The 24,684-nt window shown below is 60.8% G+C and carries 23 protein-coding genes; 14 read left to right on the plus strand and 9 right to left on the minus strand.

Going from position 1 to position 24,684, the window contains the following annotated elements; all coding sequences use genetic code 11:
* Positions 1-11 precede the first annotated feature (11 nt).
* From ASD00_RS09910 to ASD00_RS09930, 5 genes are all read right to left on the minus strand, one after another.
* Positions 12-1,010 carry a glycosyltransferase family 2 protein gene (locus ASD00_RS09910; protein ID WP_025428867.1) on the minus strand — a complete coding sequence of 333 codons (999 nt, stop codon included), beginning with the start codon at positions 1,008-1,010 and terminating at the stop codon, positions 12-14.
* Complete coding sequence (locus ASD00_RS09915; protein ID WP_025428866.1) at positions 1,007-2,209, minus strand: glycosyl transferase family 1; 1,203 nt, start codon at positions 2,207-2,209, stop codon at positions 1,007-1,009. The genes ASD00_RS09910 and ASD00_RS09915 overlap by 4 nt, the downstream gene beginning before the upstream one ends.
* 105 nt (positions 2,210-2,314) lie before the next feature.
* The gene (locus tag ASD00_RS09920) at positions 2,315-3,097 is read right to left on the minus strand and encodes a glycoside hydrolase family 16 protein (protein ID WP_025428865.1); all 783 of its coding nucleotides are present in this window, start codon (positions 3,095-3,097) and stop codon (positions 2,315-2,317) included.
* A 2-nt stretch (positions 3,098-3,099) separates the two neighbouring features.
* On the minus strand, positions 3,100-4,215 hold the full coding sequence (locus ASD00_RS09925; protein ID WP_057206354.1) for an acyltransferase: 1,116 nt from the start codon (positions 4,213-4,215) through the stop codon (positions 3,100-3,102).
* A 409-nt stretch (positions 4,216-4,624) separates the two neighbouring features.
* Positions 4,625-6,109, minus strand: a complete 1,485-nt coding sequence (locus tag ASD00_RS09930; protein ID WP_057206441.1) for a lipopolysaccharide biosynthesis protein — start codon at positions 6,107-6,109, stop codon at positions 4,625-4,627.
* A gap of 124 nt (positions 6,110-6,233) precedes the next feature.
* On the opposite strand from ASD00_RS09930, the gene ASD00_RS09935 reads away from it, so the two are divergent.
* Both ASD00_RS09935 and ASD00_RS09940 read left to right on the plus strand, forming a co-directional pair.
* Complete coding sequence (locus ASD00_RS09935) at positions 6,234-7,199, plus strand: glycosyltransferase family 2 protein (protein ID WP_025428862.1); 966 nt, start codon at positions 6,234-6,236, stop codon at positions 7,197-7,199.
* 85 nt (positions 7,200-7,284) lie between these two features.
* Entirely contained in the window at positions 7,285-8,235 is a 951-nt protein-coding gene (locus ASD00_RS09940) for a polysaccharide pyruvyl transferase family protein (protein WP_025428861.1), read from the plus strand.
* 44 nt (positions 8,236-8,279) lie between these two features.
* Here ASD00_RS09940 and ASD00_RS09945 read toward each other — a convergent pair whose 3' ends face one another.
* Both ASD00_RS09945 and ASD00_RS09950 read right to left on the minus strand, forming a co-directional pair.
* Positions 8,280-9,302 carry a glycosyltransferase family 2 protein gene (locus ASD00_RS09945; RefSeq protein WP_057206443.1) on the minus strand — a complete coding sequence of 341 codons (1,023 nt, stop codon included), beginning with the start codon at positions 9,300-9,302 and terminating at the stop codon, positions 8,280-8,282.
* Between the two features lie 152 nt (positions 9,303-9,454).
* Positions 9,455-9,739: an exopolysaccharide production repressor protein gene (locus ASD00_RS09950; protein ID WP_057206357.1), complete on the minus strand. Its 285-nt coding sequence runs from the start codon at positions 9,737-9,739 to the stop codon at positions 9,455-9,457.
* A 152-nt stretch (positions 9,740-9,891) separates the two neighbouring features.
* Here ASD00_RS09950 and ASD00_RS39900 point away from each other — a divergent pair, with 152 nt between their 5' ends.
* The 5 genes from ASD00_RS39900 (at position 9,892) to ASD00_RS09970 (ending at position 14,962) form a co-directional block, all read left to right on the plus strand.
* On the plus strand, positions 9,892-10,218 hold the full coding sequence (locus ASD00_RS39900; RefSeq protein ID WP_156585526.1) for a hypothetical protein: 327 nt from the start codon (positions 9,892-9,894) through the stop codon (positions 10,216-10,218).
* A 304-nt stretch (positions 10,219-10,522) separates the two neighbouring features.
* On the plus strand, positions 10,523-11,203 hold the full coding sequence (locus ASD00_RS09955; RefSeq protein ID WP_025428858.1) for a sugar transferase: 681 nt from the start codon (positions 10,523-10,525) through the stop codon (positions 11,201-11,203).
* Positions 11,204-11,347: 144 nt separating this feature from the next.
* Entirely contained in the window at positions 11,348-12,550 is a 1,203-nt protein-coding gene (locus tag ASD00_RS09960; RefSeq protein ID WP_272502213.1) for a polysaccharide biosynthesis/export family protein, read from the plus strand.
* Positions 12,551-12,662: 112 nt separating this feature from the next.
* Entirely contained in the window at positions 12,663-13,946 is a 1,284-nt protein-coding gene (locus tag ASD00_RS09965; RefSeq protein ID WP_057206361.1) for an O-antigen ligase, read from the plus strand.
* Positions 13,947-13,960: 14 nt separating this feature from the next.
* Entirely contained in the window at positions 13,961-14,962 is a 1,002-nt protein-coding gene (locus ASD00_RS09970; protein WP_025428855.1) for an acyltransferase, read from the plus strand.
* A 40-nt stretch (positions 14,963-15,002) separates the two neighbouring features.
* On the opposite strand, the gene galE is transcribed toward ASD00_RS09970, so the two are convergent.
* Positions 15,003-15,989 (minus strand): UDP-glucose 4-epimerase GalE, encoded by a 987-nt coding sequence (gene galE, locus ASD00_RS09975; RefSeq protein ID WP_057206363.1) that lies wholly within the window; start codon positions 15,987-15,989, stop codon positions 15,003-15,005.
* A gap of 310 nt (positions 15,990-16,299) precedes the next feature.
* On the opposite strand from galE, the gene ASD00_RS09980 reads away from it, so the two are divergent.
* The 7 genes from ASD00_RS09980 to ASD00_RS10010 all read left to right on the plus strand — a co-directional run bounded on the left by ASD00_RS09980 (position 16,300) and on the right by ASD00_RS10010 (position 23,860).
* The gene (locus tag ASD00_RS09980) at positions 16,300-17,940 is read left to right on the plus strand and encodes a TIGR04028 family ABC transporter substrate-binding protein (protein ID WP_057206365.1); all 1,641 of its coding nucleotides are present in this window, start codon (positions 16,300-16,302) and stop codon (positions 17,938-17,940) included.
* Positions 17,941-18,009: 69 nt separating this feature from the next.
* A complete protein-coding gene (locus tag ASD00_RS09985) occupies positions 18,010-18,954 on the plus strand; it encodes an ABC transporter permease (RefSeq protein WP_057206367.1) in 945 nt (314 codons plus the stop codon).
* Positions 18,951-19,835: an ABC transporter permease gene (locus ASD00_RS09990; RefSeq protein WP_057206369.1), complete on the plus strand. Its 885-nt coding sequence runs from the start codon at positions 18,951-18,953 to the stop codon at positions 19,833-19,835. Before ASD00_RS09985 ends, ASD00_RS09990 begins: the two co-directional genes overlap by 4 nt.
* Positions 19,832-21,481, plus strand: coding sequence for an ABC transporter ATP-binding protein (locus tag ASD00_RS09995; RefSeq protein ID WP_057206371.1), 1,650 nt, complete (start codon positions 19,832-19,834; stop codon positions 21,479-21,481). Before ASD00_RS09990 ends, ASD00_RS09995 begins: the two co-directional genes overlap by 4 nt.
* A 29-nt stretch (positions 21,482-21,510) precedes the next feature.
* Positions 21,511-22,557: a putative FMN-dependent luciferase-like monooxygenase gene (locus ASD00_RS10000; RefSeq protein WP_057206445.1), complete on the plus strand. Its 1,047-nt coding sequence runs from the start codon at positions 21,511-21,513 to the stop codon at positions 22,555-22,557.
* 60 nt (positions 22,558-22,617) lie between these two features.
* Entirely contained in the window at positions 22,618-23,235 is a 618-nt protein-coding gene (locus ASD00_RS10005; protein ID WP_057206372.1) for a CMD domain protein, read from the plus strand.
* 19 nt (positions 23,236-23,254) lie between these two features.
* On the plus strand, positions 23,255-23,860 hold the full coding sequence (locus ASD00_RS10010; RefSeq protein ID WP_057206374.1) for an alkylhydroperoxidase domain protein: 606 nt from the start codon (positions 23,255-23,257) through the stop codon (positions 23,858-23,860).
* A 235-nt stretch (positions 23,861-24,095) separates the two neighbouring features.
* On the opposite strand, the gene ASD00_RS10015 is transcribed toward ASD00_RS10010, so the two are convergent.
* Positions 24,096-24,506, minus strand: coding sequence for a DUF983 domain-containing protein (locus tag ASD00_RS10015; RefSeq protein ID WP_025428846.1), 411 nt, complete (start codon positions 24,504-24,506; stop codon positions 24,096-24,098).
* Positions 24,507-24,684 lie beyond the last annotated feature (178 nt).

Here is a 24,684-nt window from a genome sequence, read left to right on the forward strand (position 1 = left end):
CGTTGCCTCGATCATGGTGCGACCCGCCTGTTGCGAAGGTCGAGCAGCTCGCGCCAGAAACCGGCGGACCAGGCGAAATGCATCACCATGGCCGAAACCGCTGCCAGCGGGCCGTAGGGGTTTTTCTGGCCGAGCGCCATCCAGGCCCCGTAGCCGATGCAAGCTGCAGCCCAAAGTACGACCGGCACGGCGGCGACCCAGTTGATGACGGCGAGCAGGGCGCCGATTGCGATCGGTGCCACGGCGAGCGGCAACAATTGACGCAGGCTTGGCGCGACGCGATGCTTCAGCACGTTGCGGGCTCGCCCGCGGCCGTAGCTGAAATACTGCCGAAACAGCGGCCCGATCTTTGCCCGGGGGTAATAGACCATGCTCGTTCTGTCGGTCATCCAGATGCGATAGCCGGCCTTGCGGAACCGATAGTCGAACTCGGCATCTTCGTTGTGACTGAAGCTCTCGTCGTAACCGCCGATCGCCTTGAAGGCTGCAATGCGCATCAGCGCATGATGGCCGTGGTCGGCCCAATGGCTTGTGGCCCCGAGCCGGTGTTTGGCGCCGCCATTTCCGAGCTTGGAATTCTGGGCATAGGCCGTCGCCTTCTGAAACGGCGTGAAGCCGACTGTCTCCATGGCAACGACGACGGAGTCGGCGCCGGTTGCGATCACTTCGTCGACGAGCTTCTGGCAATAATCATCAGGATAGGTGCCATGCGCATCGATGCGGATCAGAAAGTCGAAGGATGAGCCATACTCGGCCACCGCAAGATTGATTGCGGCGCTCTGGATGCGCTTGGGATTATCGAGCGCCAGGACGGACGGATCGCCTTGGGCCAGCCGCGCTGCGATTTCGCGGGTGCCATCGGTACTGCCGCCGTCGGCAATCAGGATGACAGCATTAAGTGGCGCCAGTGACGGACGAAGCTTGTCCACCAGAGCTTCGATATGTTCGGCCTCATTGAGGCAGGGGATGACGATCAGGCTGCGCGTCGACGTCAGATCTGTTGTGTTCATGACAAACCACCTTCGTTTTGACGGGCTTGAGAAAGGGGCGTCGCGGGCTCGGGGGCCGTCGATGCAATTGCCGAAAGGCGCCTCACGAGGTTCTCGCAATCGGTGTGGCGAAAGACCCAGGTGTCGGTGTTGCAGGCGGCAACCCGCCCAGACGCATCGGCGTGGCTGTTGGCATCGACCGCTCCAAGGAGCGAAACGAGGTTGTCCGGCTCGGGTTCATCAAGCAGAAAACCAAGACCGCGGACCGCCAGAAAACGGGCCGTCTCCGTGCCGCGCATGGCGATCGGAACCCGTCCGTGTCGGCAGCCCTCATAGAGCCGGTTCGGAAGCAGCCATTTGGAGTTCTGGCCCTCCTCGAAAAAATCGATCGCCCAGGTGAAATCGATCTCGTCGTAGATCGCGCCGAGGTCTTCCGGGCTGCGGTAAGCGCCGTGGAAGGTCATGTGCGGCTCATTGCGAATGAAACCGTCGAAATCGTCGAACTCGGAATAGGCGGGCCGGCCGCGTAGTACGATCTCGAAACGGCCCTCCATGCGGCGCGAGAACGTCGAAAGCAGTTCGAGCGACTTGCGGCAGCGTAGCGCACCGAACCAGCCGATCCGCCAGGGGCCGTCTGGTCGCGCTGTGGGGGCCGCGGAAACCTGCAGGCAATCTCGATCGCCGAGCTCCAGCACCTTGTTCTCCAGCAGCATGACTGGCGTCTCCAACCCGGAGAGTGGGCGGAAATAATGCTCGACGAAGGCGGGAGAACTGGTGATCAAAAGCCGCGCATTGCGTCCGAGATAGGCTTCGCTGGCGCGCATGGCGCGTCCAGCCACGTCCTTGCGCAGAAGCAGGCGGTGAATGTCGAGGCATTCATAGACAATAGGGACATCACCGCCGAACATGGAAACCGCCTTGTTGGCGACGGCGAGCATGTCGAGGTTGCGGGCGATGATCAGGTCGGGCCGGCCGACCGCGCGCAGCTTGGCGGGTAGCGACAGGCAGGCCTTGGTGATCGCTGAGACCCGCTGGGCAAAGCGACCGTCGCGCGTCGTGCCGAGCTCGATCGGATCGATGCCCTCGATCGCGGCCAGTGCGTTCGCGCCCCGGCGAAAGCCGGCCAGCGTCACGCGCGCACCGCCTGCCTTCAACATCAGGATTCGACGGCGAACCGCGGGGTCAGCCAGATCCTGCGCGAAATAAAGTATCTGCAGCATGAAAACATCCGTTTTCGTGCTTAGCCCGAGCCAAGCTTGATTCAAGAAATCGTGCATCGCAACGGTGGCGTTGCGATGCACGGATGCGGCGGCGTTGTGCCGTCCTCAGTTCAATTTGCAGGCGACGGACTCGGCGAACTGGCACTTGTCGTTGGGTGCGGTGAAGGCGATCCGGTCAACCTGCAGCGCTGTCGGCCCCTTGTAGTTAAAGGTGCCCATCCAATCGCTGAGGGTGTCGGTGCCCCACAGGCTGAAGAAGATCTTCTGGGCGTTGGACGGGATCTTGGCGGGATCGGTCACTTCGTGAACCAGTTCACCATTGACGTAGTAACGGATACGCTCCTTCTCCCAGACGAAGGCGTAGTCGTTGAAGCCTTGGTTGGCGCCGCCCGGTACGTCGGCGAGCTTCTCGTTGCCGCCCTTGGCGGAGACGTACTGATTGAGCTGCACCTTTGCCGGGTTCTTGCCGAGCACTTCGAAGTCGATCTCGTCATGCGCCTTTTTGTCGGCAGGACCGATATAGGTAAAGAAGGCTGAGTTCAGCCCCGATCCGTCGGCGGACTTGATGCGGGCTTCGTAGGTCCCATAGCCGAACCGCTTGCGGGTCTGGACCTCGCCGCAGGCATAGTTGCGTTCGCCTGTCTTGCCCTCCTCGAACTTCAGTTCAAGGATGCCGTCAACGACCACCGCCTGCTCCTTCGACCAGGTGCAGTTCTGGTGCGGCCCGTTGTTCCAGCCATCCGAAACATACCAGTGGCCGGTGTCGAGCGTGTCGAAGTTGTCGAGGAACGACGTGCCGGTGGCACCTTCCTGTGCCATTGCGGAGCCGGCAAGGCCGGTGGCGAGACATGTGAGAAGGGCGAGGCGGTGAGGTCTGATCGATCTCATGGTCAGGTCCTTTGCTGTGGCGAGTAGTCGGAGCGACGGCCGGTATCCGGGCGCGCGTTGGCTTGGGAGGAGCCGGTGCGGCTGCCGGTCAGGACGGCGGTGAGGCCCGGTGCCAGGCGCTTGGCAAGCCCATGCGCGGCAACGAGAATGGCGATCGTGATGAACGGGATCGTGAAATAGAACAGGCGATAGTCGGCGATCTCGGTGCGATTCCAGACCATCCAGGAAACGATGAGCAGGGGGTAATGGGCACAGAAGATCCAGAAGCTGAGGCCACCGGTACGCGCCAGGCGTTCGCCGAGCCGGGTGCGCACGAGAAGCGCTGAAACGGCCCAGGATCCGACGATTCCGGAAAGTGCTGTCAGGCTGCGCAGCATATCGACCCAGACCGGGAACTCCGGACCCGTCTGGTAAAGAACGATCGAGAGCGCGACAGCGGCGGCGAGGAAAACGGCGGTGATCGATCGGGCATAGGGGTCGAGCAGCTTGGTATCGATGCGATGCAGGCTCAGATAGATACCGGTGCAGAAGCCGAAGAGGATGGATTTCTTCAGGAAGATGCCATTCGGCAGTGGAAGCACGGCGAAGGCGAGCAGAACGCCAAGCGTTTGCAGCGGATAGCGCTTGATCAGCCAGGCCAACAATGGCGAGAGCAGGATGCATAGCAGCAGATCGCGCAGAAAGTAGAGTGGAACGTTGATCGGCAGCGCCTCAAGCGCGAAAGCAAGGCTCAGCCATTCGCGTGGCGTGGCATTGACCACATCGGGAAGGTAGCCGAAGCCAATATTCTTGAGCTGCGCCACATAGACGAGTGCGAGAAACGCGAAGTTCCACAGAAGGAAGGGAAGCAGCACCGTGCGCGCCTTGGTCCGAAGCGTCTTCTTATAATCGAACGTATCCAGACCGCGTCGGAACATGAGATAGCCCGAGATCGCGCTGAGGCAGGGAACGCCGACGCGAAACAGGCTGTCGCCCAAAAACACGCGCAGCCAGTCCAGAAACCCATAGGTTCCCAGGAACGGGCTGGTTTGCGGATCATGCGGCACATGTACGAAGACGATGCCCGAGATCAGCACGATGCGCATCAAATTGATCCGCGAGGAAATGTTCGCGTCCATAGCCACGATATCCGTCACTCCTATCTGCCAGCGTCATTTTCGGCGCCGTTTCAACAGAGCAGACTAGAGCCCGCATCGATTAAACTAGGGCAGGGGCGTGGATAAAAATATGGCGCTGCAACAAAAGAATCAGCCATGATTTGTTGCGGTGCAGCATTCGCCACATTTCGAGTTAGCGGCAAAACAACAGGGAATCGACCCCTTCAATCCTTAAAAGCGCACGTATTGTCGCATGTTGCGGAATATGTTCATATTCTCATGAACCAAAGTCTGTGATTGAACGCACGCCGATTAATTGCGATCAAAAATTGCAGATTTTTTCGTTGATCATTGTCAAATCGGAGTTTTTTTGCTGCCGGCGGCGCGAATTGCGGCGAGTGTAAGGCAGGGCCGAGCTCGCCATTTACGATCATTCCGCAGGTTCTGGCGAAACACCCACCGCGCCGCGCTGGCGGATCATCCGATGTAGTTTCACCAGCAACTGCCGCTCGGTCAGAACCATCAGAATGAGATAGATGAGACCGCCGATGGCAGCCCCGATCAGCACCTGCAAGATGGCGTTGGGAACCAGGGGGCCGAATCGCTCGAGCAGAAAACGCACGGCAAGCGCCATGGCAAAGGCCGCAAACATCGGCCGCGTTGAGACGAAGAAGCCTCTCACGAACGGCATATGGTCGGCCCGGAATACCACCCATGAATATCCGACCAGCGTCAGAACGTTGACGATGCAAAGCGCGATCATCGCGTCGATCAGCGAGCCGTTGATCGCCCCATAGGCGACCGCGCCGGTGGTGATGACAGCTCGGATCACAGCCCACCAGAACAGGATGGCGCCCTGGCCGATGCCTTTGAGATAGGGTACGTAGGTGCTGCAGGGGGTCAGGATGCCCTTGGACAAAGCCAGAAGGCCGAGAACCGGCCAGGCCGCTGCCCATTGGCTACCGAAGAGGACGAGCATCGCTGGTTCGGCGAGCGCCCACAGCCCGAACATCATCGGAGCAAGCAGCACTGTGGTGACCTGCGTGCTCAGCATCAACGCCTGCGACCGGCGCTCGCGATCCTCGCCCATATGGCTGAAGGCGGGGAAAAGCACACCCATGACAGCCGAAAGCACGATCTGGTTTGGAATGCTGGAGAAGCGGTTGGCGGCGGAATAGGCACCGGCATCAGAAAGGCCGAGATAGCGGGAGATCACCACCATCGGCGATTGGAAGGTGATGAAATTGGCGATTTCGGAGCCCATCATGCCGAGACTGAAGCGGCATAACGTCCATACGCGTTGAAACGAAAAAACCAGCCTCGGCACGTAGCCGGAGACGGAATAGAGCCCGAAAAGACGGATCAACGCCGATACGAAGAGCTGCCCGAGGAGCGACCACACGCCGAACCCGACGAGCGCCATGGCAACGGCGACGAGAGCGCCGAGCGTCTCCGAAATCATGCTCCAGGCGGCATCCTTGCTGAAATTCATGCGCCGGGCGAGGAGCGCATAGGCGACATCGCCGCCAAGCTGAAGCGGGATGAGCAGGCTCATGATCTTCAATAGGTAGGCAGCTTCCGGCGCGCCCAGCAGCGTTGCGAGGGGCGCGGCAAAGACAAAAAGCCCAAGCGCCATTGCCATGGAAATCGCCAGATTCGCCCAGAACGCGGAGTGGACAAGGTCCATTTCCTCGTCGCGCTGAATGATCAGCGCGGAGGCCAGACCGGCGCCGCCGATCATCGCCAGAAATTGCACGACGGTGAGCGCGACCGCGACCGTTCCGAACTCTTCAGGCGTCAGGATGCGCGCAAGAATAGGCACGGTGACAAATTTCAGCCCGAATGTGCCTGTCTTTGAGAGCACGCTCCAGCCGACGTTACGGGTGACGGATTTGGCATTGACGGTTGAGGGCATGGCGAACATCCCGTGAGCCCTTTGAAAGAATGAATGACAAAGGACAAGCGATAGACATACGGCCGCGACCCAGTGGGAGGAGACCACGCAAGACTCTTTGTAGAGAAGCCGCAGGGGCGAAAAGATGGCAAAGCTGACGATTATTATACCTTACTACCAGAAGGAGCCGGGCATCCTTCGGCGGGCGCTTTCGTCCGTCTTCGCCCAGACTTTTCAGGACTTCCATGTTTTGGTCGTCGACGATCAATCTCCTTATCCTGTTGATGAGGAGCTGGCGCCGCTCAGTGAAGACATGCGCGAGCGCATCACGATCGTGCGCCAACCCAACCAGGGACCGGGCGGCGCACGCAACACCGGGCTCGACAATGTTCCTCAAGATTCCGAGTTCGTGGCATTCCTTGATTCCGACGACGTCTGGACACCGGATCACCTGAGAAATGCCTATCAAAGCCTGACGCGATTCGATGCCGATTGTTATTGGGCGTCGATAACGGGTGGCGATGCCTTCTACTATCATTTTGGCGTCGCCGATCTCCTGAAGAGCGATACCTGCATCCGGCTGCAGGAGAGCCCGCTGGTCGTGGAAATCCCCGATCTATCCAACGTCATGCTGAGGAATTGGAGCTTTCTGCACCTTTCCTGCATGGTGATCGGGCGCTCGCTGTTCGAGACGATCCGCTTCGACGCCGCACTCCGGCTGGCAGCCGAGGACGTGCTGTTCTTCTGCGATTGCGTGCTGTCGGCGCGGCGTGTGGTGCTTTGCGATGCCGCGGGTGCGGAACGCGGCGAGGGCATCAACATTTTCCATTCGATCGACAACGATTCGCCGGAATTTCTGCAGCAGCAGTTCAACACTTTCGTGGCGCTTGAAACGCTTGAGGGCAGGTTTTTGCGCCGGCCGCAGGAAATCGCCTCGATCCGCTCCTACCAGCATACGGCCCGCCGCCAGGCCCTATGGAGCCAGGCACGGCGACTGCGTCGCAAGAAGGCGCCACAATTCAGGCTGCTTGCGCGCTGGGTATGGCGCGATCCGAAATTGCTGCAAAGCGCGCTTGAACTGGCCGTCGGCAAACTATCACCGCAACGCTGATCACGAAGACAGCATCCCTCAGGAGGGAGAAAGACCCGTCGCTTGCGGCGCCGGACACATTTTTATTTGAGAGAAGGGACCGCTTATGAAGCCCTATTACTGGGAATCACATCACGGAAATTTTGGAGACGACCTCAATCTTTGGCTCTGGGATTTCCTCTTGCCTGGTTTCCGCGACAGCCATGACGACATTCTGCTCGTCGGCGTCGGTACGGTGCTCAATCGAGCGTTATTACCTGACGGCATGCGAAAATTGGTGCTTGGCAGCGGCTTTGGCTATGGCACGCTTCCAGATATGCGCGATACGGCGGAATGGGACATTCGTTGTGTGCGCGGCCCGCTGACGGCCGAAAAGGTCGGTATCGAACCCGAACGCGGCATTGTTGACCCGGCCGTGATGGTCGCCGAAATGCCGGAGTTCCAGAACTTGCCCAAGATCCATAAGCATAGCTTCGTGCCCCATTGGGAGAGTGCGATTGCCGGCATGTGGCCAACGACATGCGGCACGGTCGGCCTGCACTACATCGACCCACGCGGAGAGGCCGGAGCCGTGATCCGGGAGATCGCGCAGTCCGAACTGATCGTAGCAGAATCGATGCACGGTGCGATCCTGGCGGACGCCTTTCGCGTTCCGTGGGTCGCAGTCTCGACATCGAACAGCATCAACAGCTTCAAATGGAACGATTGGGCCCGGACGGTCGGGGTCACCTATCGCCCTCGCCATGTCCCGGTTTCAAGCCGGGCGGAAGCGATGATCAAGGGAACCCGGTTCTGGGGCATGGGTTTTGATGTCGCCGAGACCTATGGTGAAGACCCGAACCGGCGACAGATCGACGGAGACCTCGTCGTCAGCGCGACGCAGCCAAGGCAAACTTTCTTGCGTGGAGCGGCCAAGCAGCTTCTGGCGGCGCCGTCGACGCTAGCATTGTGGCAGGCAAGCAGAGCGCAGCCGCAATTGAGCGAAGACCGCGTCCTGGCCGAACGCAAGGCACGCTTCCGCGACGTACTCGATACGGTTCGTCGCGATTATCTCTAAGGGCTGAGATCAAGCGGCGCCCCGAGCGGGCGCCGTTTAGCCTATCATTGGCTCAACTCAGCGGAAGCCGGCAGCAGGTAGCGCAGCCGCCCCGAGCCGCCGAGCCCCACCGGAGCGTCCGGCTTGCCCGGTCGCATACGTTCGGTCTTATCGGCAAAGATCCCACCGGCGACTGCCGGAACTGCCCCCGGCTTGCCGAGCAGGTAGGTGACGGCGGCGATCGGGCCGCCCTCGCGCTTCAGGTCGAGAAAGCGCCGATGTTCGTAACGTCCCCGGATGTGGCGTTCATGCCGGCGGATCACGGCCGTCGCTTCTGCACTCAATTGATTGTCGGCGAGGATGGCACGGTCGGCCTCGTAAAGGCGCTTCAGGTCCTCGGTGCGGTGACTGCCGCTAAGCGAATTGCCACGCACGATCGCCGCATAGCCGCAGCTGTGGATGATCTTGTAGCGTGCACCTTTGGCAAGCGCCCGCAGATAGAGGTCGTAGTCTTCACCGAGGCGGAGGGTCTCGTTGTAGGCGAGTTGATAGCTGGACAAAAACGCACGCCGCATGAGGGGTTTGAGAAAACCGATCTCGCCACGCCTGACACCGCGGCGCGAGATATTACCTTCGACGAAGCCGGTGAGATCGAGAAGGCGCGGCTCCGGTTGGAACCGGCCGACGTCGGCCGCAGCGCTGGCGGCAGCCCTCTCGTCCATGAAGGCGATGTTGTCGGCGACAAAATCCCAATCCGAAACCTCAAGAAGCTTGGCCAGCCTGCCGGGCAGAAAAAAGTCGTCGGCATCGAGGATGGCGAGGATAGGCGAGCGGCTGATCGAGATCGCGTGGTTTCGCGCTGCAGCCGGCCCCCTGTTTTTCTCAAATCGCACGATGTTCAATCGTCCGGTGTCATCGGCAGCGGACAGGGCGGCTGATGCAGTCGCGTCGGTCGAGCCGTCGTCGATGACGATGACCTCGGCAGTCTCCGGCTCGGCTAGCGCCGAAGCGACGGCCCTTGCGATCGTTTCGGCGGCATTTTTTGCGGCGATGATGACACAAACGTCCATCGTTGCAGCTGCGGTCATTGTGGCCTCCAGCGTTACGTCGGGCATGGCCGGCATCGGTATTCCTTGCCGGCCCACCGCACGATGCAACGGGATCATGTCGCAACCGCGTCAAAACGTTGACATTTTTGTTGTGGGCATTGCGGAGGGCGAGGGGAGTTTCCCATCGTGCCCTACGGGTTGAAGTGACCCGGCCTGTTCAAGCGCCCCGGCGAAACCTTACCCGCCTGTTTTTCATCGGTCGTTGCGCGTGCGTTCTCGGCCGCCTGCCTGTCGCGTTCGCGCGCCTTCTTCCAGATGAGAAAGACAACAGCCAGGAAATAGCCGACCTGCATCAGGACGGCGCAGACCAAGGTTTGAATAAGGGTCGAGGTAAGCGAACCGTTCAGCAGATAGGTGACGATGGCAAAGACCGCCAAAGCGCCAATCATGCTCGCAAAGACGCGTGGTGCGAACATCGCGCTACCTTGCCTTCGGGGCTGTTGTTGGTGTCTCCATATGAGCTAAGGCCCTTCCCACCACAGGGTTTCAATATATTGGCGGTTATCCCTCGGTTCAACCGACAATAACCGCAGATGCAATATGAGCCGCTATAGCCCCTAAAATGTTTATGTCGCCTTTAGAACAGGCCGCCTCCGATCAAATTCCGTTGATTGCCCGGCGTGGGGCGGATGCAAGGAATCAGTTTGCGGCCGGCCGTATCGAGTTTGGTTGGGGTTTAACGGGGCGAAATGTGTCGCTCGATATTCCACCCTCCGTGGGTTTCGCCCTGTTTCGCTCGTCTCGAAGTTGGCCTCGCTCTCACTTTGTTATCAACTTTTGTTACAAGATTCGCGTTTGTGAAGGATTTGTGCGTGCAGTGCAAAAGAATGCTGCGCCGCAAAAAGCGCCCGTGGAGTTGACGGATTTCAATTTACAGGGCGGGAAAATCTTCTGATGCAAGACGAAAGCAAACATCACTAGTTCAAGGTAAGGTCAATTTTTTCATGAGTAAATTCGGTTTGCCCGCGAACTACATCGAAATCGACTGGAAGCCACTTGGCTCGCCATGAATAGATGATCTTCGGTCCCGAAGAAATATTACATATTCGCGATCGATGATATACGTCCGCGAACCGCGGGCACGGCACCGGCCATCATTTCGCCTTTAAAAACCAAATTCTAACCATACACTCATTCTTGGATACGAGTGCGCCCCCACAGGGGACCGACCAATCGCCAACGTAAATGGAGTCTTCTCTATGAAGTCTGCGACTCGATCGGCCAATTCGCCGTTTTTCAGTACCGCAGAGTCGGGAGCATTTCGTCCGGTAGGAGGAATATCGAAGCGTGGCTTCGATATTTTTACCGCTTCACTGGCTCTCGTCTTTCTCAGTCCGCTCTTCCTGCTCTTGATGATGCTCGTCAAGTTTTCCGATGGCGGATCCGTTTTTTACGGTCACCGCCGTATCGGCCATAACGGCCGTGCATTCCGCTGCCTGAAATTCCGCACGATGCGGGCAGACGGAGATCGGCTCTTGCAGGACTATCTCCGCAACAATCCGGCCGCCTACGAGGAATGGCGTGCGACGCGCAAGCTTCAGGACGACCCGCGCGTGACCATTGTCGGCAGCGTTCTGCGCAAACTCAGCCTCGACGAGTTGCCGCAGCTGATCAACATCATCCGTGGTGAGATGAGCATCGTCGGCCCGCGACCTGTCGTGGAAGACGAACTCGAACTCTACGACGCCGCAGCCGTGTTCTATCTGCAGTCTCGCCCGGGTCTTACCGGCCTGTGGCAGATCAGCGGCAGGAATGACGTTTCCTATGCCGCCCGCGTCGCCTTCGACACGCACTACGTACAGAACTGGTCGCTGATCCGCGACTTTTTCATCGTCGTCAAGACGATCCCCGCAGTCTGCTTTTCTCGCGGCAGCTACTGACAAACGCTGCGCCACGGAGCCTGACGACCTCGTCGTCGGACGCCGGCGCGCGCGACCAGCAACCGGGAAACCGTAATGAAACATCAAATTGCCAAGGGGAGATCGCGTATCTCCCTCCGAAAGCCGTATTCTCTGAAGGTCGCCATGCTGGCGGCCATAACTGTGTTCGGCACCTTGCCTGTCCATGCCGACGAGTACCATCTCGGGGTCATGGACAAGTTGAAGATCCGCGTGGCCGAATGGCAGACCGCAGAAGGTGCTGTGCGCGACTGGTCGGTGGTCAGCGGCGAATACACCGTTGGTGCCTCCGGCATGGTCTCCATCCCCTTCATCGGCGATCTGCCGGCGGCGGGCAAAACGACCAACGAGATGAGCGAGGCGATCGGCCTCAAGATGCAGACGCTGTTCGGCCTGCGTGATCGGCCTTCGGCGTCGGTCGAGCTCGCGCAGTATCGTCCGGTCTATCTTTCCGGAGAAATCCAGAAGCCCGGTGAGTACCCTTACGTGCCGAACCTGACGGTCCTCAAGGCCGTCAGCCTTGGCGGCGGGTTGAGACGTTCGGAAAGCGGACAGCGCTTCGCACGCGACTACATCAACGCACGCGGAGATTCGAGCGTGCAGGTCTCCGAACGCAACCGGTTGCTTATCCGGCGCGCGCGCCTGCAGGCGGAGATCGCCGGCAAGGAAAAGATCGAATTGCCGAAGGACTTGAAGGACGCGCCTGACGTCGCCGGCTTGCTTGAAAGCGAGACTGCATTGATGGTTTCGCGCGACAAAAGGCAGAAACGCCAGCTGGCGTCGCTGGCCGATCTCAAGTCTCTGCTCGAAAGCGAAATCCAGGCACTGGCGAAAAAGTCAGAAACGCAGAACCGTCAATTGGATCTGGTGATCGAGGACCGGGACAAGATCGAGGGGCTTGCCGAAAAGGGGCTGGCGCTGAGCGCGCGCAAGCTCGCGCTGGAACAGCGCGTGGCGGAGCTGCAGTCAGCTGTTCTGGATATCGACACGGCGTCTCTGAAGGCAAAGCAGGATGTCAGCAAGGCCACCCAGGACGATACCAACCTGCGCAACGATTGGGATGCCCAGCTTGCCCAGGACCTGCAGAACACCGAAGCTGAGCTCGATACGCTGTCCATCAAACTTGGTACCAGTCGCGACCTCATGACCGAGGCGCTGCTGCAATCGGCCGAGGCGGCACAGTCCAAGGACGACATGTCGGACGCTGTCATCAGCTATTCGATCGTCCGTGAAAAGGATGGCAAGGCGCAACAGATTGCCGCCGACGAGAACACGCCGGTGCTGCCGGGCGACGTGATCAAGGTCGAAGCCAATCTGGCGATGCGCTAGAGCCTTTCCAAGGAAAAGTGCGAAGCGGTTTTCCGTCAGGAAATGCTTGGAAATAAAGAGATGGAGCGTTTCTGTGACTCTGTTTAACCCGGCTACGCTCTAAGGAATCGTGATGAGGATTTCCAAGGCAAGCCTCGTTTCTCCTGGTGCAAACCAGGCCTACGGTACGTTTGCGCTGGCGATATCGTTCTTCGTCTTTGCCTATTCCTCGCGGTTCGGGCAGGCGTCGATCCTTGTCTACTATGCGCTGTGGCTGCCGTTGGTGCTCGTCGACTATCGAAGCGTGCTCGGCAATTACGGCAGATATATCTGGATCCTTGCCTTCGCCGTCTTTGCCTGCCTTTCCGTCTTCTGGTCGGCAGCGCCCGGGATGACGGCAAGGACGGGAGTTCAGTATCTCTCGCATGTCGTATGCGCGCTGATTGCCATGCGCACGATCGACATCCGCACGCTCGTGCGCGGCGCACTGGCGGGCGTCGGTATCGTGCTCACCTATTCGCTGCTGTTCGGCGTCTACCACCTCGATCCGCTCGACGGTACGTTCAGCTTTGTCGGCGCCTTTTCCTCGAAGAACCAGCTTGGCTTTTACGCCTCACTCGGGATCTACTTCGCCTTCATCGCCCCAGTCGCGCTCAGGGAACGCGGGCTTTGGCTCGCCGCCGCCGGGGCCGTTGGGCTGATATCAGCCTATTCGCTGCTTGCCTCGCAATCGGCGACGTCGGTTCTGACGGCCGTCGCCATCGTTGGCTGCTGGCTCGGCATGCGCGCCGTGGGCATGCTGTCGCCCGGTCATCGCAAGGGACTGTTCTTAGGTGCTGTTGTCGTCGGCGGGATCACCGCCATCGCTGCGACCTATGGCGGCGGCGTCGACCTCGTTCTCGGCCTCTTCGGCAAGGATTCCACGCTTACGGGGCGAACCTACCTTTGGCAGCAAGGGATACAAGCCGCTTTATCCTCGCCTGTCGTCGGGGTGGGCTACCAGGCCTATTGGGTCCAGGGCTTCTCCGAATCCGAACGTCTCTGGGAAGAGTTCTTCATCGCCACCCGCTCGGGCTTCCACTTCCACAACACCTTCATCGAGGCGATGGTGGAGACCGGAGCAATCGGGCTCGTGCTCCTATGCACCGTGCTTCTGGTCACTGTCTTTGGCCATATCAAACGGTTGCTCGCCTATGACCATCACATCGAATCCTCGGTGCTCTTCGGCGTCGCCATGCTGCTTTTCGTGCGGGCATTTGTCGAAATCGACATCATGAATCCCTATCACGTCGGTTCCTTCCTGCTCTACTTCGCAGCCGGCAAGCTGACGATAAGGCAAGGCCGGCGCGTCGTCACCGAGCGGCGCCTTGCAGAGGGCAGGGTGTTGGCGAGCCATCATCCGCAGCTGAGGTTCTGATGGCACCAACGCCGATGAAAACCATCCACGGCATCCAGTATCTGCGTGCGCTTGCGGCGCTGGGGGTCGTGCTCTTTCATGCAGCCGAACGGACAGGCCATCACTTCGCGATCGGCGCAGCCGGGGTCGACGTCTTCTTCGTCATCAGCGGCTTTATCATGTGGGTGATCAGCGACCGACGCCCGGTTGCGCCGCTGGCATTCCTTAGAGAGCGGCTACGTCGGATTGCGCCGATCTATTGGCTCGCGACCCTGGTGATGATCGGCGGTGGCGTTGTCGGCCTCTTCCCGAACCTCGTGCTGACGCTCGGGCATATCCTGGCGTCCTTGATGTTCATTCCCGTGCGTTCGCCCAGCAGCGGCGAGATCTGGCCGGTGCTCGTGCAAGGTTGGACACTCAATTTCGAAATGTTCTTCTACGTCGTCTTTGCGGCATCTTTGATGCTGCCAAGGGACCGCCGGCTACCGGTGATGGCAGCGCTGTTTGTGTCGCTGGTGCTGCTCGGCCTCACGATCACTACGCAAAACGCGCTGATTTTGACCTATACGCGCCCGGTCATCCTGGAATTTGTCGCCGGCATGATTGTCGCCGAGTTCTGGCTGCGGGGCAGGACCGCCGGGCCAGGCCTCGGCATTGTGCTTGTCCTTGGCGCATTCACCGGATTTGCAGCCCTTGCCGTCCTGCGCCTGCCGTTTGACGAAAGAATATTAGGCCCGCTGGCGGTCATGCTCGTCGTCGGCACTCTTGCGCTTGAAGCCGGCGGCTGGTTTCAAAAATGGACATTACCGACGTTGCTCGGCGATGCCTCCTATTCGATCTACCTCTGGCACACCTTCGCCATATCGGTCGTCGTCAAGGCTGCGGCGATGATCGGGCTGGATTCAGTGCTGACGCTGCTCTGCGCTCTGGCCGCCGGCTCGCTGGCTGGTGTTGCGGCCTATCTCCTGATCGAGCGTCCGCTCATTCGACGCACCCGCTCCAGATTGCCTCTGAACCGGGTACGCGAGGCATCCTAGGCATCTAAGCCTGGGGTGCGATCAGCCGAGGTGCCCGATGTCAGGCGCCCTGGTTGCGGCGGGAATGCCAGTTCCAGGCCGTGCGCGTGATCGCCGCCAGGTCGTATTGCGGCTCCCAGCCGAGGACTTCGCGAGCCTTGTCGTTGTTTGCGACAAGCGTGGTCGAATCTCCCTCGCGGCGATCGACATAGTCGATGCCGAAGCTGCGGCCCGAGACATCGGTAATGGCGTTCAGCAGCTCCTTCACCGTCGTGCCGGTTCCCGTACCGAGATTGAGTTCGACGCTGTCGCCGCCTTCAAGCAGGTATTCGACGGCGCGGACATGGGCGTCGGCGAGGTCGAGGACGTGGATATAGTCGCGTACGCAGGTGCCATCGCGGGTGTCGTAGTCCGTGCCGAAGACCTTGAAGCCGTCGCGGCGGCCGAGCGCGGCATCGATTGCCAGCGGGATCGCGTGGGTCTCGGGTTCATGCCACTCGCCGATCCGCCCCTCCGGGTCGGCACCGGCGGCGTTGAAATAGCGCAAGATGACCGAGCGCAGGCCCTTGTACTGGCCATAGTCCTTCAATGCCTGCTCGCAGACCCACTTCGTGCGGCCATAGGGGTTGATCGGGGCCTGGCGGTGCTGTTCGTCGATCGGCACGCTCTCCGGCAGGCCGTAGGTGGCGCAGGTCGACGAGAACACGAAGGCTTCGATGCCGGCGGACAGTGCTGCCGACAGAAGGGTCAAGGTCCCGATGACGTTGTTGTCGTAGAACGAGACCGGATCTTTGACGGATTCCCCGACCTCGATCATCGCGGCGAAATGCAGGATCGCCCGCGGTTTGTGGCGCGCAAGCACCTCATCGAGACGCTGGCGGTCGCGGATATCGCCCTTTTCGAGAACGCCCCATTTGACGAACTCCTCGTGGCCGTTCGACAGATTGTCGTAGACCACGGGTTCGAACCCCTTGGACGCAAGCTGAAGGCAGGTGTGCGATCCGATATAGCCGGCGCCGCCGACGACAAGAACCTTGTTATTTGTCATGAATATCTCAATCTCGGGCTTGGAAGGAATTGGCAAAGTTTTCAATGAACAATGGCCGAATTGTCAATGCCTCTTGAAGCGTTTCACGCGTGATCGAACGCTCTCTTTTCGCACGATGATCCGCATGCCGCTTGAGACCAGCAAAAGAAGGCAGGGAAGCGGCCGCGGGAGAAATATCTCCGTCGGCTCTGAGGCGGAGATGCTTCTTTCGCTTCGCATGAAACATATAGCATATTAATTTACTAGATTTAGTTGATAAGCCGGCGCCTAGTCGTACGATAGCCTCCAGACATCTAGAAGGAAGGCTCCCATGACGACGAAACTGAAACGGCTCGCGCTGACGCTGGCGACACTCTCCGCCTCCGGCTTTTTCCTGTCCGGCGCTTTTGCACAAGGTGCAGGCGATCCGATCAAGGGCGGGACGCTGATCTATCTCGAGCAGCAGGCCCATACTAATCTCTACCCGCCGGCCGGCGGCTTTTACCCAAATGGCGGCATCCTCAACCAGATCACCGACAAGCTGACCTACCAGAACCCGAAGACGCTCGAGATCGAGCCTTGGATCGCGGAATCGTGGACGGTCAACGCTGATGCGACCGAATACACCTTCAAGATCCGTCCTGGCGTCACCTTCTCCGACGGCACGCCGCTGGATGCCGCTGCCGTCGCAAGGAACTACGACGTCTTCGGGCTCGGCAACAAGGAACTGAAGCAGCCGGTCTCGGAGGTCATCAATAACTACGCGGGCAGCGAGGTCATCGATCCGCTGACCGTCAAATTCTACTTCAAGAAGCCGTCGCCGGGCTTCCTGCAGGGCACGTCGGTGATCGGCTCCGGGCTCGTTGCCGCAAGCACGCTGGCGCTTCCGTTTGAACAACTGGGCGATGCCACCAAGATCGTCGGCTCCGGTCCGTTTGTCGTCGACAGCGAAACGATCGGCAAGGAGCTGAGCCTGAAGGCGCGCGAAGAATACGCCTGGGGTCCGGCAAAGCTGGAGCATCAGGGGCGGGCTTACCTCGATGGTATCACATACATCATCACCGGCGAGGACAGCGTGCGCATCGGCGCTCTGCTTGCGGGCCAGGCCGATTTCATCCGGCAGGTCCAGGCCTATGACGAAAAACAGGTTGAAGCGCAGGATTACCAGATCTACGCGCCTTCGACGCGCGGCGTGAACAACAGCGTCGTCTTCCGACCCGACAATCCGCTCGTCGCCGACGTCAGGGTCCGCAAGGCGCTGCTGCACGCGACCGACGCCAAGGAAATCGTCACCACGCTGTTTTCCGCCAACTACCCACAGGCGACCTCCATCATCGCCTCGACGGCGCTCGGCTACCGCGACATTTCGGCGAAGCTTTCCTTCGATCCGGAAAAGGCAAAAGCCCTGCTCGATGAGGCCGGCTGGACGGTCGGCGCCAACGGCCTGCGCCAGAAGGACGGCAAGGAACTAGTGCTGACGGCCTATGAATCTCTGCCGCAGCCGCAGAACAAGGAAACCTTGCAGCTGGTCGCCCAGCAATGGGGCAAGCTCGGCGTCAAGCTGACGGTGCTTGCCGGCGACAGCGGCAGCAGGATCGTCGACGATCTCGACCCGCTCAAGACACCGGTTTCACCGGCCATGGTCGGGCGCGCCGATCCCGACGTGATCAAGAGCCAGTACTACCCAAAGAACCGTGACGTCCTTCGCCAAAAGGGTGGTCAGAGCGACAAAGTCCAGAGCTTCGCCGATGACAAGCTGAACGGCCTGCTCGAGGCGCTTGCTTCGGAGCCGGACCGCGAGAAGCGGTTGGCGATTGCCGGCGAGGTTCAGGACTATGTCGTCGACCAGGCCTATGCGGTCCCGATCTTCGAGGAGCCGCAAGCCTTTGCCGGTGCGCCTTACGTCCAGGGCATCGCTTTCGAGGCGGTTGGCCGCCCAAGCTTCTACAGCACCTGGCTTGCAGAACACTGACATCGACCGGTCGGCCACGTGCATTGCCCGTGGCCGGCCCTCGCAATGAACCAAGCAGAGGAGCGGCTGATGTCCGGATATTTGCTCAATCGCCTGGGGCAGGCGTTGTTCGTCCTATGGGCGGCTTTTACCATCTCCTTTGTGTTGCTGCAGGCGATGCCCGGTGATGCCGTCCTGATCAAGTTTCAGAACCCGGAACTCGGGCTTAACCCGCAGCAGATCGCCGATATCCGGGCATCCTACGCCGCCGACAGCGCCATCTGGGTGCAGTATCTCCAGACCATCGGCCGGTTTCTCACCGGCAACTTCGGCTATTCCGTTCAAGTGGGCGTTCCGGTCAGCACGATGCTTGCGACCCACCTGCCGGCGACGCTGAAACTCGCGTCGCTTGGTTTCGCGCTTGCCGCTGTCTTTGCCGTCGCAATCGCCTTCGTTTCGAGCCTCACGCCCTTCGCCTGGCTCCGCGGTGCACTCCAGTCCGTGCCGTCGCTCTTCATCTCGATCCCAACCTTCTGGCTCGGCATCATGCTGATTCAGATCTTCTCGTTTCGTTTGAAACTCGTACCGGTCATCAACCCCGGCCCTTGGCAGGAACTCATCCTGCCCGTCGTCACGCTGGCCGTGCCGATTTCCGCGCCGCTCGCCCAGGTCTTGGTGCGCAACATCGACGATGTGCTCACACGCCCCTTCGTCGCGGTTGCTCGCGCCAAGGGGGCAACCCGCCACTGGGTCCTGTGGCGCCACGTTGCCAAGAACGCGCTGCTGCCGACGCTCACCATTGCCGGCGTGCTCTTCGGTGAACTCATCGCCGGCGCCGTAGTCACCGAGACTGTCTTCGGCCTTAACGGCATCGGAGGGCTGACGGAAAGGGCGGTCGGCAGCCAGGACGCGGCCGTGCTCCAGGCGATCGTTGTGCTCTCGGCCTTGGCCTTCGTCGTCATCAATCTCATCGTGGATCTGCTCTTTCCTGTGCTCGATCCGCGTCTTCGGACAAAAGCAGGAGCCACCGCATGACCACGTTCGATACAATCCACGATGACGCCATCGCGTCAGGGCACGGACACCGGGTGGGCGGGCGCTTCTCGCTCCCCCATTTCATCCGCCGGTTGCCAGTGGGCCTGGCATTGTCCTGGCTGGTTCTCGCCATCGCCTTCCTCTGGGCAGTCGCTCCGTGGCTTTTCACCATCTACAATCCGCTCGAAGGGGTCGGCGGCGAACAGCTGCGCCGGCCTGACGCCAGCCATCTGCTCGGCACCGACGCGCTCGGGCGCGATCTCTATGCCCGCATCGTCTATGGAGCGGTTCATTCGCTGACCGGCGCCTTTGTCGCTGTGGCACTTGGTCTTGTCATCGGTACGGGCCTTGGCGTGGTCGCCGGCTCGGTCGACCGGCGGCTTGACGATGTGATCATGCGGCTTGTCGACGTTTTGCTGTCTATCCCGCCACTGCTGTTGTCTCTCAGCATCATCATCCTGCTCGGCTTCGGCACGGTGAACGCGGCGATCGCCGTTGGCGTCACCTCTGTTGCCGGTTTTGCCCGCTTGGCGCGTTCGGAAGTGGTTCGTGTCCGGCGCAGCGATTATGTCGAGGCGGCTTTCGGCAGTGGGGGCACCTTCACTTCGGTCCTCTGGCGGCATGTGTTGCCGAATTCGTTGACGTCGGTTCTCGCGATCGCCGCGCTGCATTTCGGATCGGCGGTGCTGCAGATCTCGACGCTCGGGTTCCTGGGCTACGGCGCACCGCCGCCGACGCCCGAATGGGGACTGCTGATTGCTGAGGGCCGAAACTACATCTCGACCGCCTGGTGGCTGACGACCGCGCCCGGCATCGTCGTCGTTCTGGTCGTTCTGGCCGCCAATCGTGTCAGCCAATCCTTCGGCAAGGTAGCCGCATGAACACCTCACCCGCTGCATACCCACCGGTGCTGGAGGTCGAGAACCTGTCGATCTCCTACCATGACGGCGTCGCCCATCGCCGTGTCGTGCACGACGTTTCGTTCCGGATCGAGCCCGGCGAGGTGGTCGCGCTGGTCGGGGAGTCCGGCTCCGGCAAGACGACGACGGCGCAATCGATCATCGGCCTGCTCCATGCCAATGGCCGCATCGACGGCGGCAGCATCAAGCTCAACGGCACCGACATTTCCCGCTGGTCAGATCGACAGCTTGATGCCGTGCGGGGGGCTAAAATCAGCCTGGTACCACAGGATCCGGCAAGTTCGCTCAATCCGGTCAAGACGATCGGAGCGCAGGTTGGCGAGATTCTTCGGATCCATGGCGCCGCAAGCGGTCGCGAGCTGGAAGCGCAGGTGATTTCGCTTCTGGAGCGCGTCGGGCTGAGCGAGCCTGCCCTCAGGGCGAAGCAGTATCCGCACGAGCTTTCGGGCGGCATGCGTCAGCGCGTGCTGATCGCGATAGCGGTCGCGCTGAAGCCGCAACTCATCATCGCTGATGAACCGACAAGTGCGCTCGACGTGACGGTGCAGAAACGCATCCTCGACCTGATCGACGAATTGCGCGCCGAATACGGCACATCGGTTCTGCTTGTGACCCATGACCTCGGGGTCGCCGCCGACCGAGCCGACCGGCTTGTCGTACTGCAGGGCGGCCGGGTCCAGGAAGTCGGCGCGACCAAAGGCGTGCTTGCCGCACCGCGAAGCGCCTACACACGGCAACTGATTGCCGACGCGCCGTCGTTCTCGGCCGTTGCGCGCAGGGGCCCAGCGACCGCGCGCGAAAAGCCCGCATCATTAGACGATGATGTCGTTATCGTCCAAGGTCTTGTGCAGGACTTCGTTCGCCCCGACGGCGATGGCAAATCCTTTCGCGCCGTCGACGGTCTCAGTTTTCGGGTCCGTCGCGGCACGACCCATGCCATCGTCGGCGAATCCGGCTCCGGCAAGACCACCACCATCCGCGCGATTGTCGGCTTTCAGAAACCGACTGCGGGCCGTATCGAGATCGATGGCACCGATCTTTCGTCGCTTCGCGGCGAAACGCTGCGCCAGTTCAGGCGCAAGATCCAGCTGGTCTACCAGAACCCTTATGGCTCGCTTGATCCGCGCCAGACGGTGTTCGACATCGTTGCCGAGCCGCTCTTAAATTTCGGCAAACTCGCCCGGCCGGCACGCGAAGAGAAGGTCCGGGCAATCCTCAGTCGCGTCGGCTTGCCGGAAGCGGCGCTTGGCCGCCGCCCTCACGCGCTTTCGGGCGGTCAGCGACAACGGGTGGCAATCGCCCGCGCACTCGTTCTCGACCCCGACGTCGTCGTTCTCGACGAGGCGGTCTCGGCTCTGGACGTGACGGTGCAGGCCCGCATCCTCGATCTTCTCGACGAACTCCAGCGCGATCTCGGTCTGACCTACCTGTTCGTGTCTCATGACCTCGCAGTCGTTCGGCAGATCTCAGACACGGTGTCCGTGCTGAAGGACGGTCGTTTGGTCGACGGAGGACCCGTCGAGGACGTCTTCGAACGGCCGGGCAGCGACTATACCCGCGAACTCATCAACGCCATCCCCGGACAAAAACGAGCAGTCCTCGTCTGACGACGCAGGAATGAATGACAGGACAGAAAATGACGAATACGACGCCACGCAAGCGACTGGGGTTCTTTACGCGTCTCCTCGACGACGTGCCCGCCGGCACGCGCTATCATTATGCGGCCGAGCAGATCGCGACCGCCGAACGTTTCGGCTTCGATACCGCCTGGGTCGCCCAGCATCACTTCCATGCTGACGAGGGCGGCCTGCCGGCGCCACTCGTCTTCCTGGCACATGTCGCCGCGCAGACGTCGCGGATCAGGCTCGGGACTGGCGTCATCACGCTGCCGCTTGAAAATCCGATACGGGTTGCCGAGGATGCGGCTGTGCTCGACCTCCTGTCATGCGGCCGTGTCGAAATCGGCTTCGGCACCGGCGGCACACCGTCATCGTTTACGGCTTTCGGCCTCGAGAGTGCCGAGCGCGGAGACATCTTCGCCCGGCATCTGCGCGTCGTTCTCGACGCATGGGCGGGGCGGAGCCTTTCCGGCGGCGACCAGCTCTACCCGATCGCGCCGCAATTGCTGAATCGCATCTGGCAGGCGACATTCTCCGTCGCTGGTGGAGAGCGGGCAGGGCGCGCCGGCGACGGCCTCATGCTGTCGCGCACTCAGCCCCGGACCGCCGAACGCCCGGATGCGTCGCTCGCCGAACTGCAGAACCCAATTATCGACGCCTATCTCGCGGGATTGCCGGCAGGCCGCGCGCCCCGAATTTTGGGTTCACGTAGCCTGTTCGTGGCAGACAGCCGCGCTGAGGCATTGCGCCTGGCCGAAATCGGCTTGCGTCGCGGCGCCGAACGGCTGATTGCGGCCGGCCACAAGCCGACGGGCAACTCGCTCGCCGAACTGATCGCCGCTTTCGACGTCCATGTCGGGACGCCCGACGACGTGATCGAAAGCCTCCGTGCGGATACGACGTTCGATCGGGTTACCGACCTCGTCTTCCAGGTTCACTCCATCGATCCGCCCCACCCTCTGATCCTGCGCTCGATCGAGCTAATCGCAACTAAGGTCGCACCGGCGCTCGGATGGGCGCCGGAGGAAAAATTCGCCCCCCGCCGCCTCGGAGCCGTCGGCTGACAACGCCGATCACCACAGTGGCACCCGGGGCGCCGCTAAACTGAAGGAAGGAGACTTACCGTGACCACATCGACACCCGATATTATCGACCTGCTGGCCGGCATCAAGCCGGGCTCATCGCTTGATCGCATCCGCACCCAGCGGCCGGAAACACGCGAGCAGGCGCAGAAGAGCTATCTCGCGCTCTTCGAACCCGAAAATTTCGGCGACGTCTCTCATGCCGAACGGCAGGCAATTGCCAGCTTCGTCGCGGGATTGCATCGGCATCCGGATATTTTTGAGTTCTACGTCAGCCCACTGGAGGAAGGCGAAGCGAACCGCTGGGTGGTCGAGGTGTTGAAGGCCGAGATCGGCGCGGCGCAGGCCGTCGGCCCCTATGGGCGATATCCGGCCGGCGCTTTGAGCGTCGAGGACGCACCCGGGCCGATCTACCAGGTCTCTGATGCCGGGCGTGAAGCGCTCGGAGCAAAGCTTGCGGCAGCCTTGGAACATGCGCATCTGCTTGTCTTCCATCTCCGTGACGCAAGCCCTGGGGCGCTTCAGGCGCTCATCGCTGCCGGCTGGACGACGAACGGTATCGTGACGCTGTCGCAGCTTGTCGCATTCGTTGCGTTCCAGATCCGGGTGATCGCCGGCCTTGGCCTGCTTGCGGCTTCCGCCAGGCGCGCTGCCGCCTGAGCCTTAGAAGGAGTTTGTCATGACTGACCACATCATCACGCCCAACATTGAAAATCGTCCTGTCGCGTTCACGCAGGCCGAGATCGGCTGGACACCGTGGCTGGAACCGCTCGCGGAGGACGATCTGACGGAGGCACACCTTGCCGGTCTCGTCGAGGCGTCGCGCGCCAAGTCGCCCTACTTCCGCTTGCTCGTTCGCGATCCCCAGGTTCTGGAGGCGCGGACGAAGACGGACAAGGATATTTTCTACAACACCCGCACGGGCCTGCCGCGTGCCGAGCGCGAGCTTGCAGCGACCGCCGCATCGCGGTCAAATGGATGCATCTTCTGCGCCTCTGTGCATTCGCGTTTCGCATCTCATCATTCCAGGCGGGGCGACGACGTTCAGAAGCTTCTCGATGAAGGTGTGGATGCTGATCTCGGCGAACGCTGGAACGCGATCGTTGCAGCCTCGGTCGCACTGACGGCTACGCCACCCACATTCGGCGATGATCATATCGAACGCCTGTCTGCCGCCGGCCTCGATGAACTCGAGATTGCCGACGTGATCCACGGCGCCGCCTTCTTCAACTGGGCGAACCGCCTGATGCTCTCGCTTGGCGAGCCGACACCGGCGGTACAATGATTTGAGATTGAGGGGCGCGGCCAAGCATGCTGCGGGGTCCCGGCAAATGCCCGCATCACCGCGGTTGAACCGTGCCGATGGGTAGCACGGTCCGGCCATGCCGCATCGATCAGCGTCCAAGAAGGCCAACCGAACAAGGCGCGAGCATTGCTCGCGCCTTGTTGATATTCGTTATCGGTACCGAACCATGACGGATGGCCATCTGACGTTCAGTGCCAGTCTGCCAACCGAAAGCCTATTGGGTCGGGGCGAGCGGTGGCTCGACCTGTCTGCGCACGAGCTTTCCTTCCTCAGCCTTGTAGAAAAACTGGCTTGAGACCAGCCATCCCTTGAGTGGTCGAAGTGGTGGAATGCACGTCAGCAACATGAATGGGCCGGTGACCAGAAGGTGTATCCACAGCGGAGCGCTGAATTGCACCTCCAGCCATACGCCGAGCAGCACGCTCGGCACGCAGCCGAAGCAGATGACGAAGAAGGCGGGGCCGTCAGCGGGATCGGCGAAGGAGTAGTCGAGATCGCAGACCTCACACTTCTTGCGCATCTTGAGGAAGCCCTCGAACAGATGCCCCTGGCCGCAACGCGGACAACGGCCGCGCAAGCCGGTTTGCATCGGAGGTATGGGAGGCCAGTCGTGATCCGAAGACATATGCGTTCCTTTCAGGCGTCTGCGGCGCAGCCATTCCGGCGCGCCAGCTGATATGCCTGGGTGCGGTCGACGAATGCTCCGTGCCGCCTCAGGCCTGCAGGGATTAAGACGCCTAAAAGCACGCATTGTCAATTTATTGTATGCATACATTGCTGCGACAATTTCGCCGGCCGCAAAC

This window comes from Ensifer sp. Root31 (assembly GCF_001424825.1).
GTDB classification, from domain to species: domain Bacteria; phylum Pseudomonadota; class Alphaproteobacteria; order Rhizobiales; family Rhizobiaceae; genus Ensifer; species Ensifer canadensis.

What these genes read in the sequence shown, in the direction of transcription:
- ASD00_RS09910 (WP_025428867.1), bottom strand. Translation starts at nt 1,010, where the DNA reads ATGAACACAACAGATCTGACGTCGACGCGCAGCCTGATCGTCATCCCC.
- ASD00_RS09915 (WP_025428866.1), bottom strand. Translation starts at nt 2,209, where the DNA reads ATGCTGCAGATACTTTATTTCGCGCAGGATCTGGCTGACCCCGCGGTT.
- ASD00_RS09920 (WP_025428865.1), bottom strand. Translation starts at nt 3,097, where the DNA reads ATGAGATCGATCAGACCTCACCGCCTCGCCCTTCTCACATGTCTCGCC.
- ASD00_RS09925 (WP_057206354.1), bottom strand. Translation starts at nt 4,215, where the DNA reads ATGGACGCGAACATTTCCTCGCGGATCAATTTGATGCGCATCGTGCTG.
- ASD00_RS09930 (WP_057206441.1), bottom strand. Translation starts at nt 6,109, where the DNA reads ATGCCCTCAACCGTCAATGCCAAATCCGTCACCCGTAACGTCGGCTGG.
- ASD00_RS09935 (WP_025428862.1), top strand. Translation starts at nt 6,234, where the DNA reads ATGGCAAAGCTGACGATTATTATACCTTACTACCAGAAGGAGCCGGGC.
- ASD00_RS09940 (WP_025428861.1), top strand. Translation starts at nt 7,285, where the DNA reads ATGAAGCCCTATTACTGGGAATCACATCACGGAAATTTTGGAGACGAC.
- ASD00_RS09945 (WP_057206443.1), bottom strand. Translation starts at nt 9,302, where the DNA reads ATGACCGCAGCTGCAACGATGGACGTTTGTGTCATCATCGCCGCAAAA.
- ASD00_RS09950 (WP_057206357.1), bottom strand. Translation starts at nt 9,739, where the DNA reads ATGTTCGCACCACGCGTCTTTGCGAGCATGATTGGCGCTTTGGCGGTC.
- ASD00_RS39900 (WP_156585526.1), top strand. Translation starts at nt 9,892, where the DNA reads ATGTCGCCTTTAGAACAGGCCGCCTCCGATCAAATTCCGTTGATTGCC.
- ASD00_RS09955 (WP_025428858.1), top strand. Translation starts at nt 10,523, where the DNA reads ATGAAGTCTGCGACTCGATCGGCCAATTCGCCGTTTTTCAGTACCGCA.
- ASD00_RS09960 (WP_272502213.1), top strand. Translation starts at nt 11,348, where the DNA reads ATGCTGGCGGCCATAACTGTGTTCGGCACCTTGCCTGTCCATGCCGAC.
- ASD00_RS09965 (WP_057206361.1), top strand. Translation starts at nt 12,663, where the DNA reads ATGAGGATTTCCAAGGCAAGCCTCGTTTCTCCTGGTGCAAACCAGGCC.
- ASD00_RS09970 (WP_025428855.1), top strand. Translation starts at nt 13,961, where the DNA reads ATGAAAACCATCCACGGCATCCAGTATCTGCGTGCGCTTGCGGCGCTG.
- galE (WP_057206363.1), bottom strand. Translation starts at nt 15,989, where the DNA reads ATGACAAATAACAAGGTTCTTGTCGTCGGCGGCGCCGGCTATATCGGA.
- ASD00_RS09980 (WP_057206365.1), top strand. Translation starts at nt 16,300, where the DNA reads ATGACGACGAAACTGAAACGGCTCGCGCTGACGCTGGCGACACTCTCC.
- ASD00_RS09985 (WP_057206367.1), top strand. Translation starts at nt 18,010, where the DNA reads ATGTCCGGATATTTGCTCAATCGCCTGGGGCAGGCGTTGTTCGTCCTA.
- ASD00_RS09990 (WP_057206369.1), top strand. Translation starts at nt 18,951, where the DNA reads ATGACCACGTTCGATACAATCCACGATGACGCCATCGCGTCAGGGCAC.
- ASD00_RS09995 (WP_057206371.1), top strand. Translation starts at nt 19,832, where the DNA reads ATGAACACCTCACCCGCTGCATACCCACCGGTGCTGGAGGTCGAGAAC.
- ASD00_RS10000 (WP_057206445.1), top strand. Translation starts at nt 21,511, where the DNA reads ATGACGAATACGACGCCACGCAAGCGACTGGGGTTCTTTACGCGTCTC.
- ASD00_RS10010 (WP_057206374.1), top strand. Translation starts at nt 23,255, where the DNA reads ATGACTGACCACATCATCACGCCCAACATTGAAAATCGTCCTGTCGCG.
- ASD00_RS10015 (WP_025428846.1), bottom strand. Translation starts at nt 24,506, where the DNA reads ATGTCTTCGGATCACGACTGGCCTCCCATACCTCCGATGCAAACCGGC.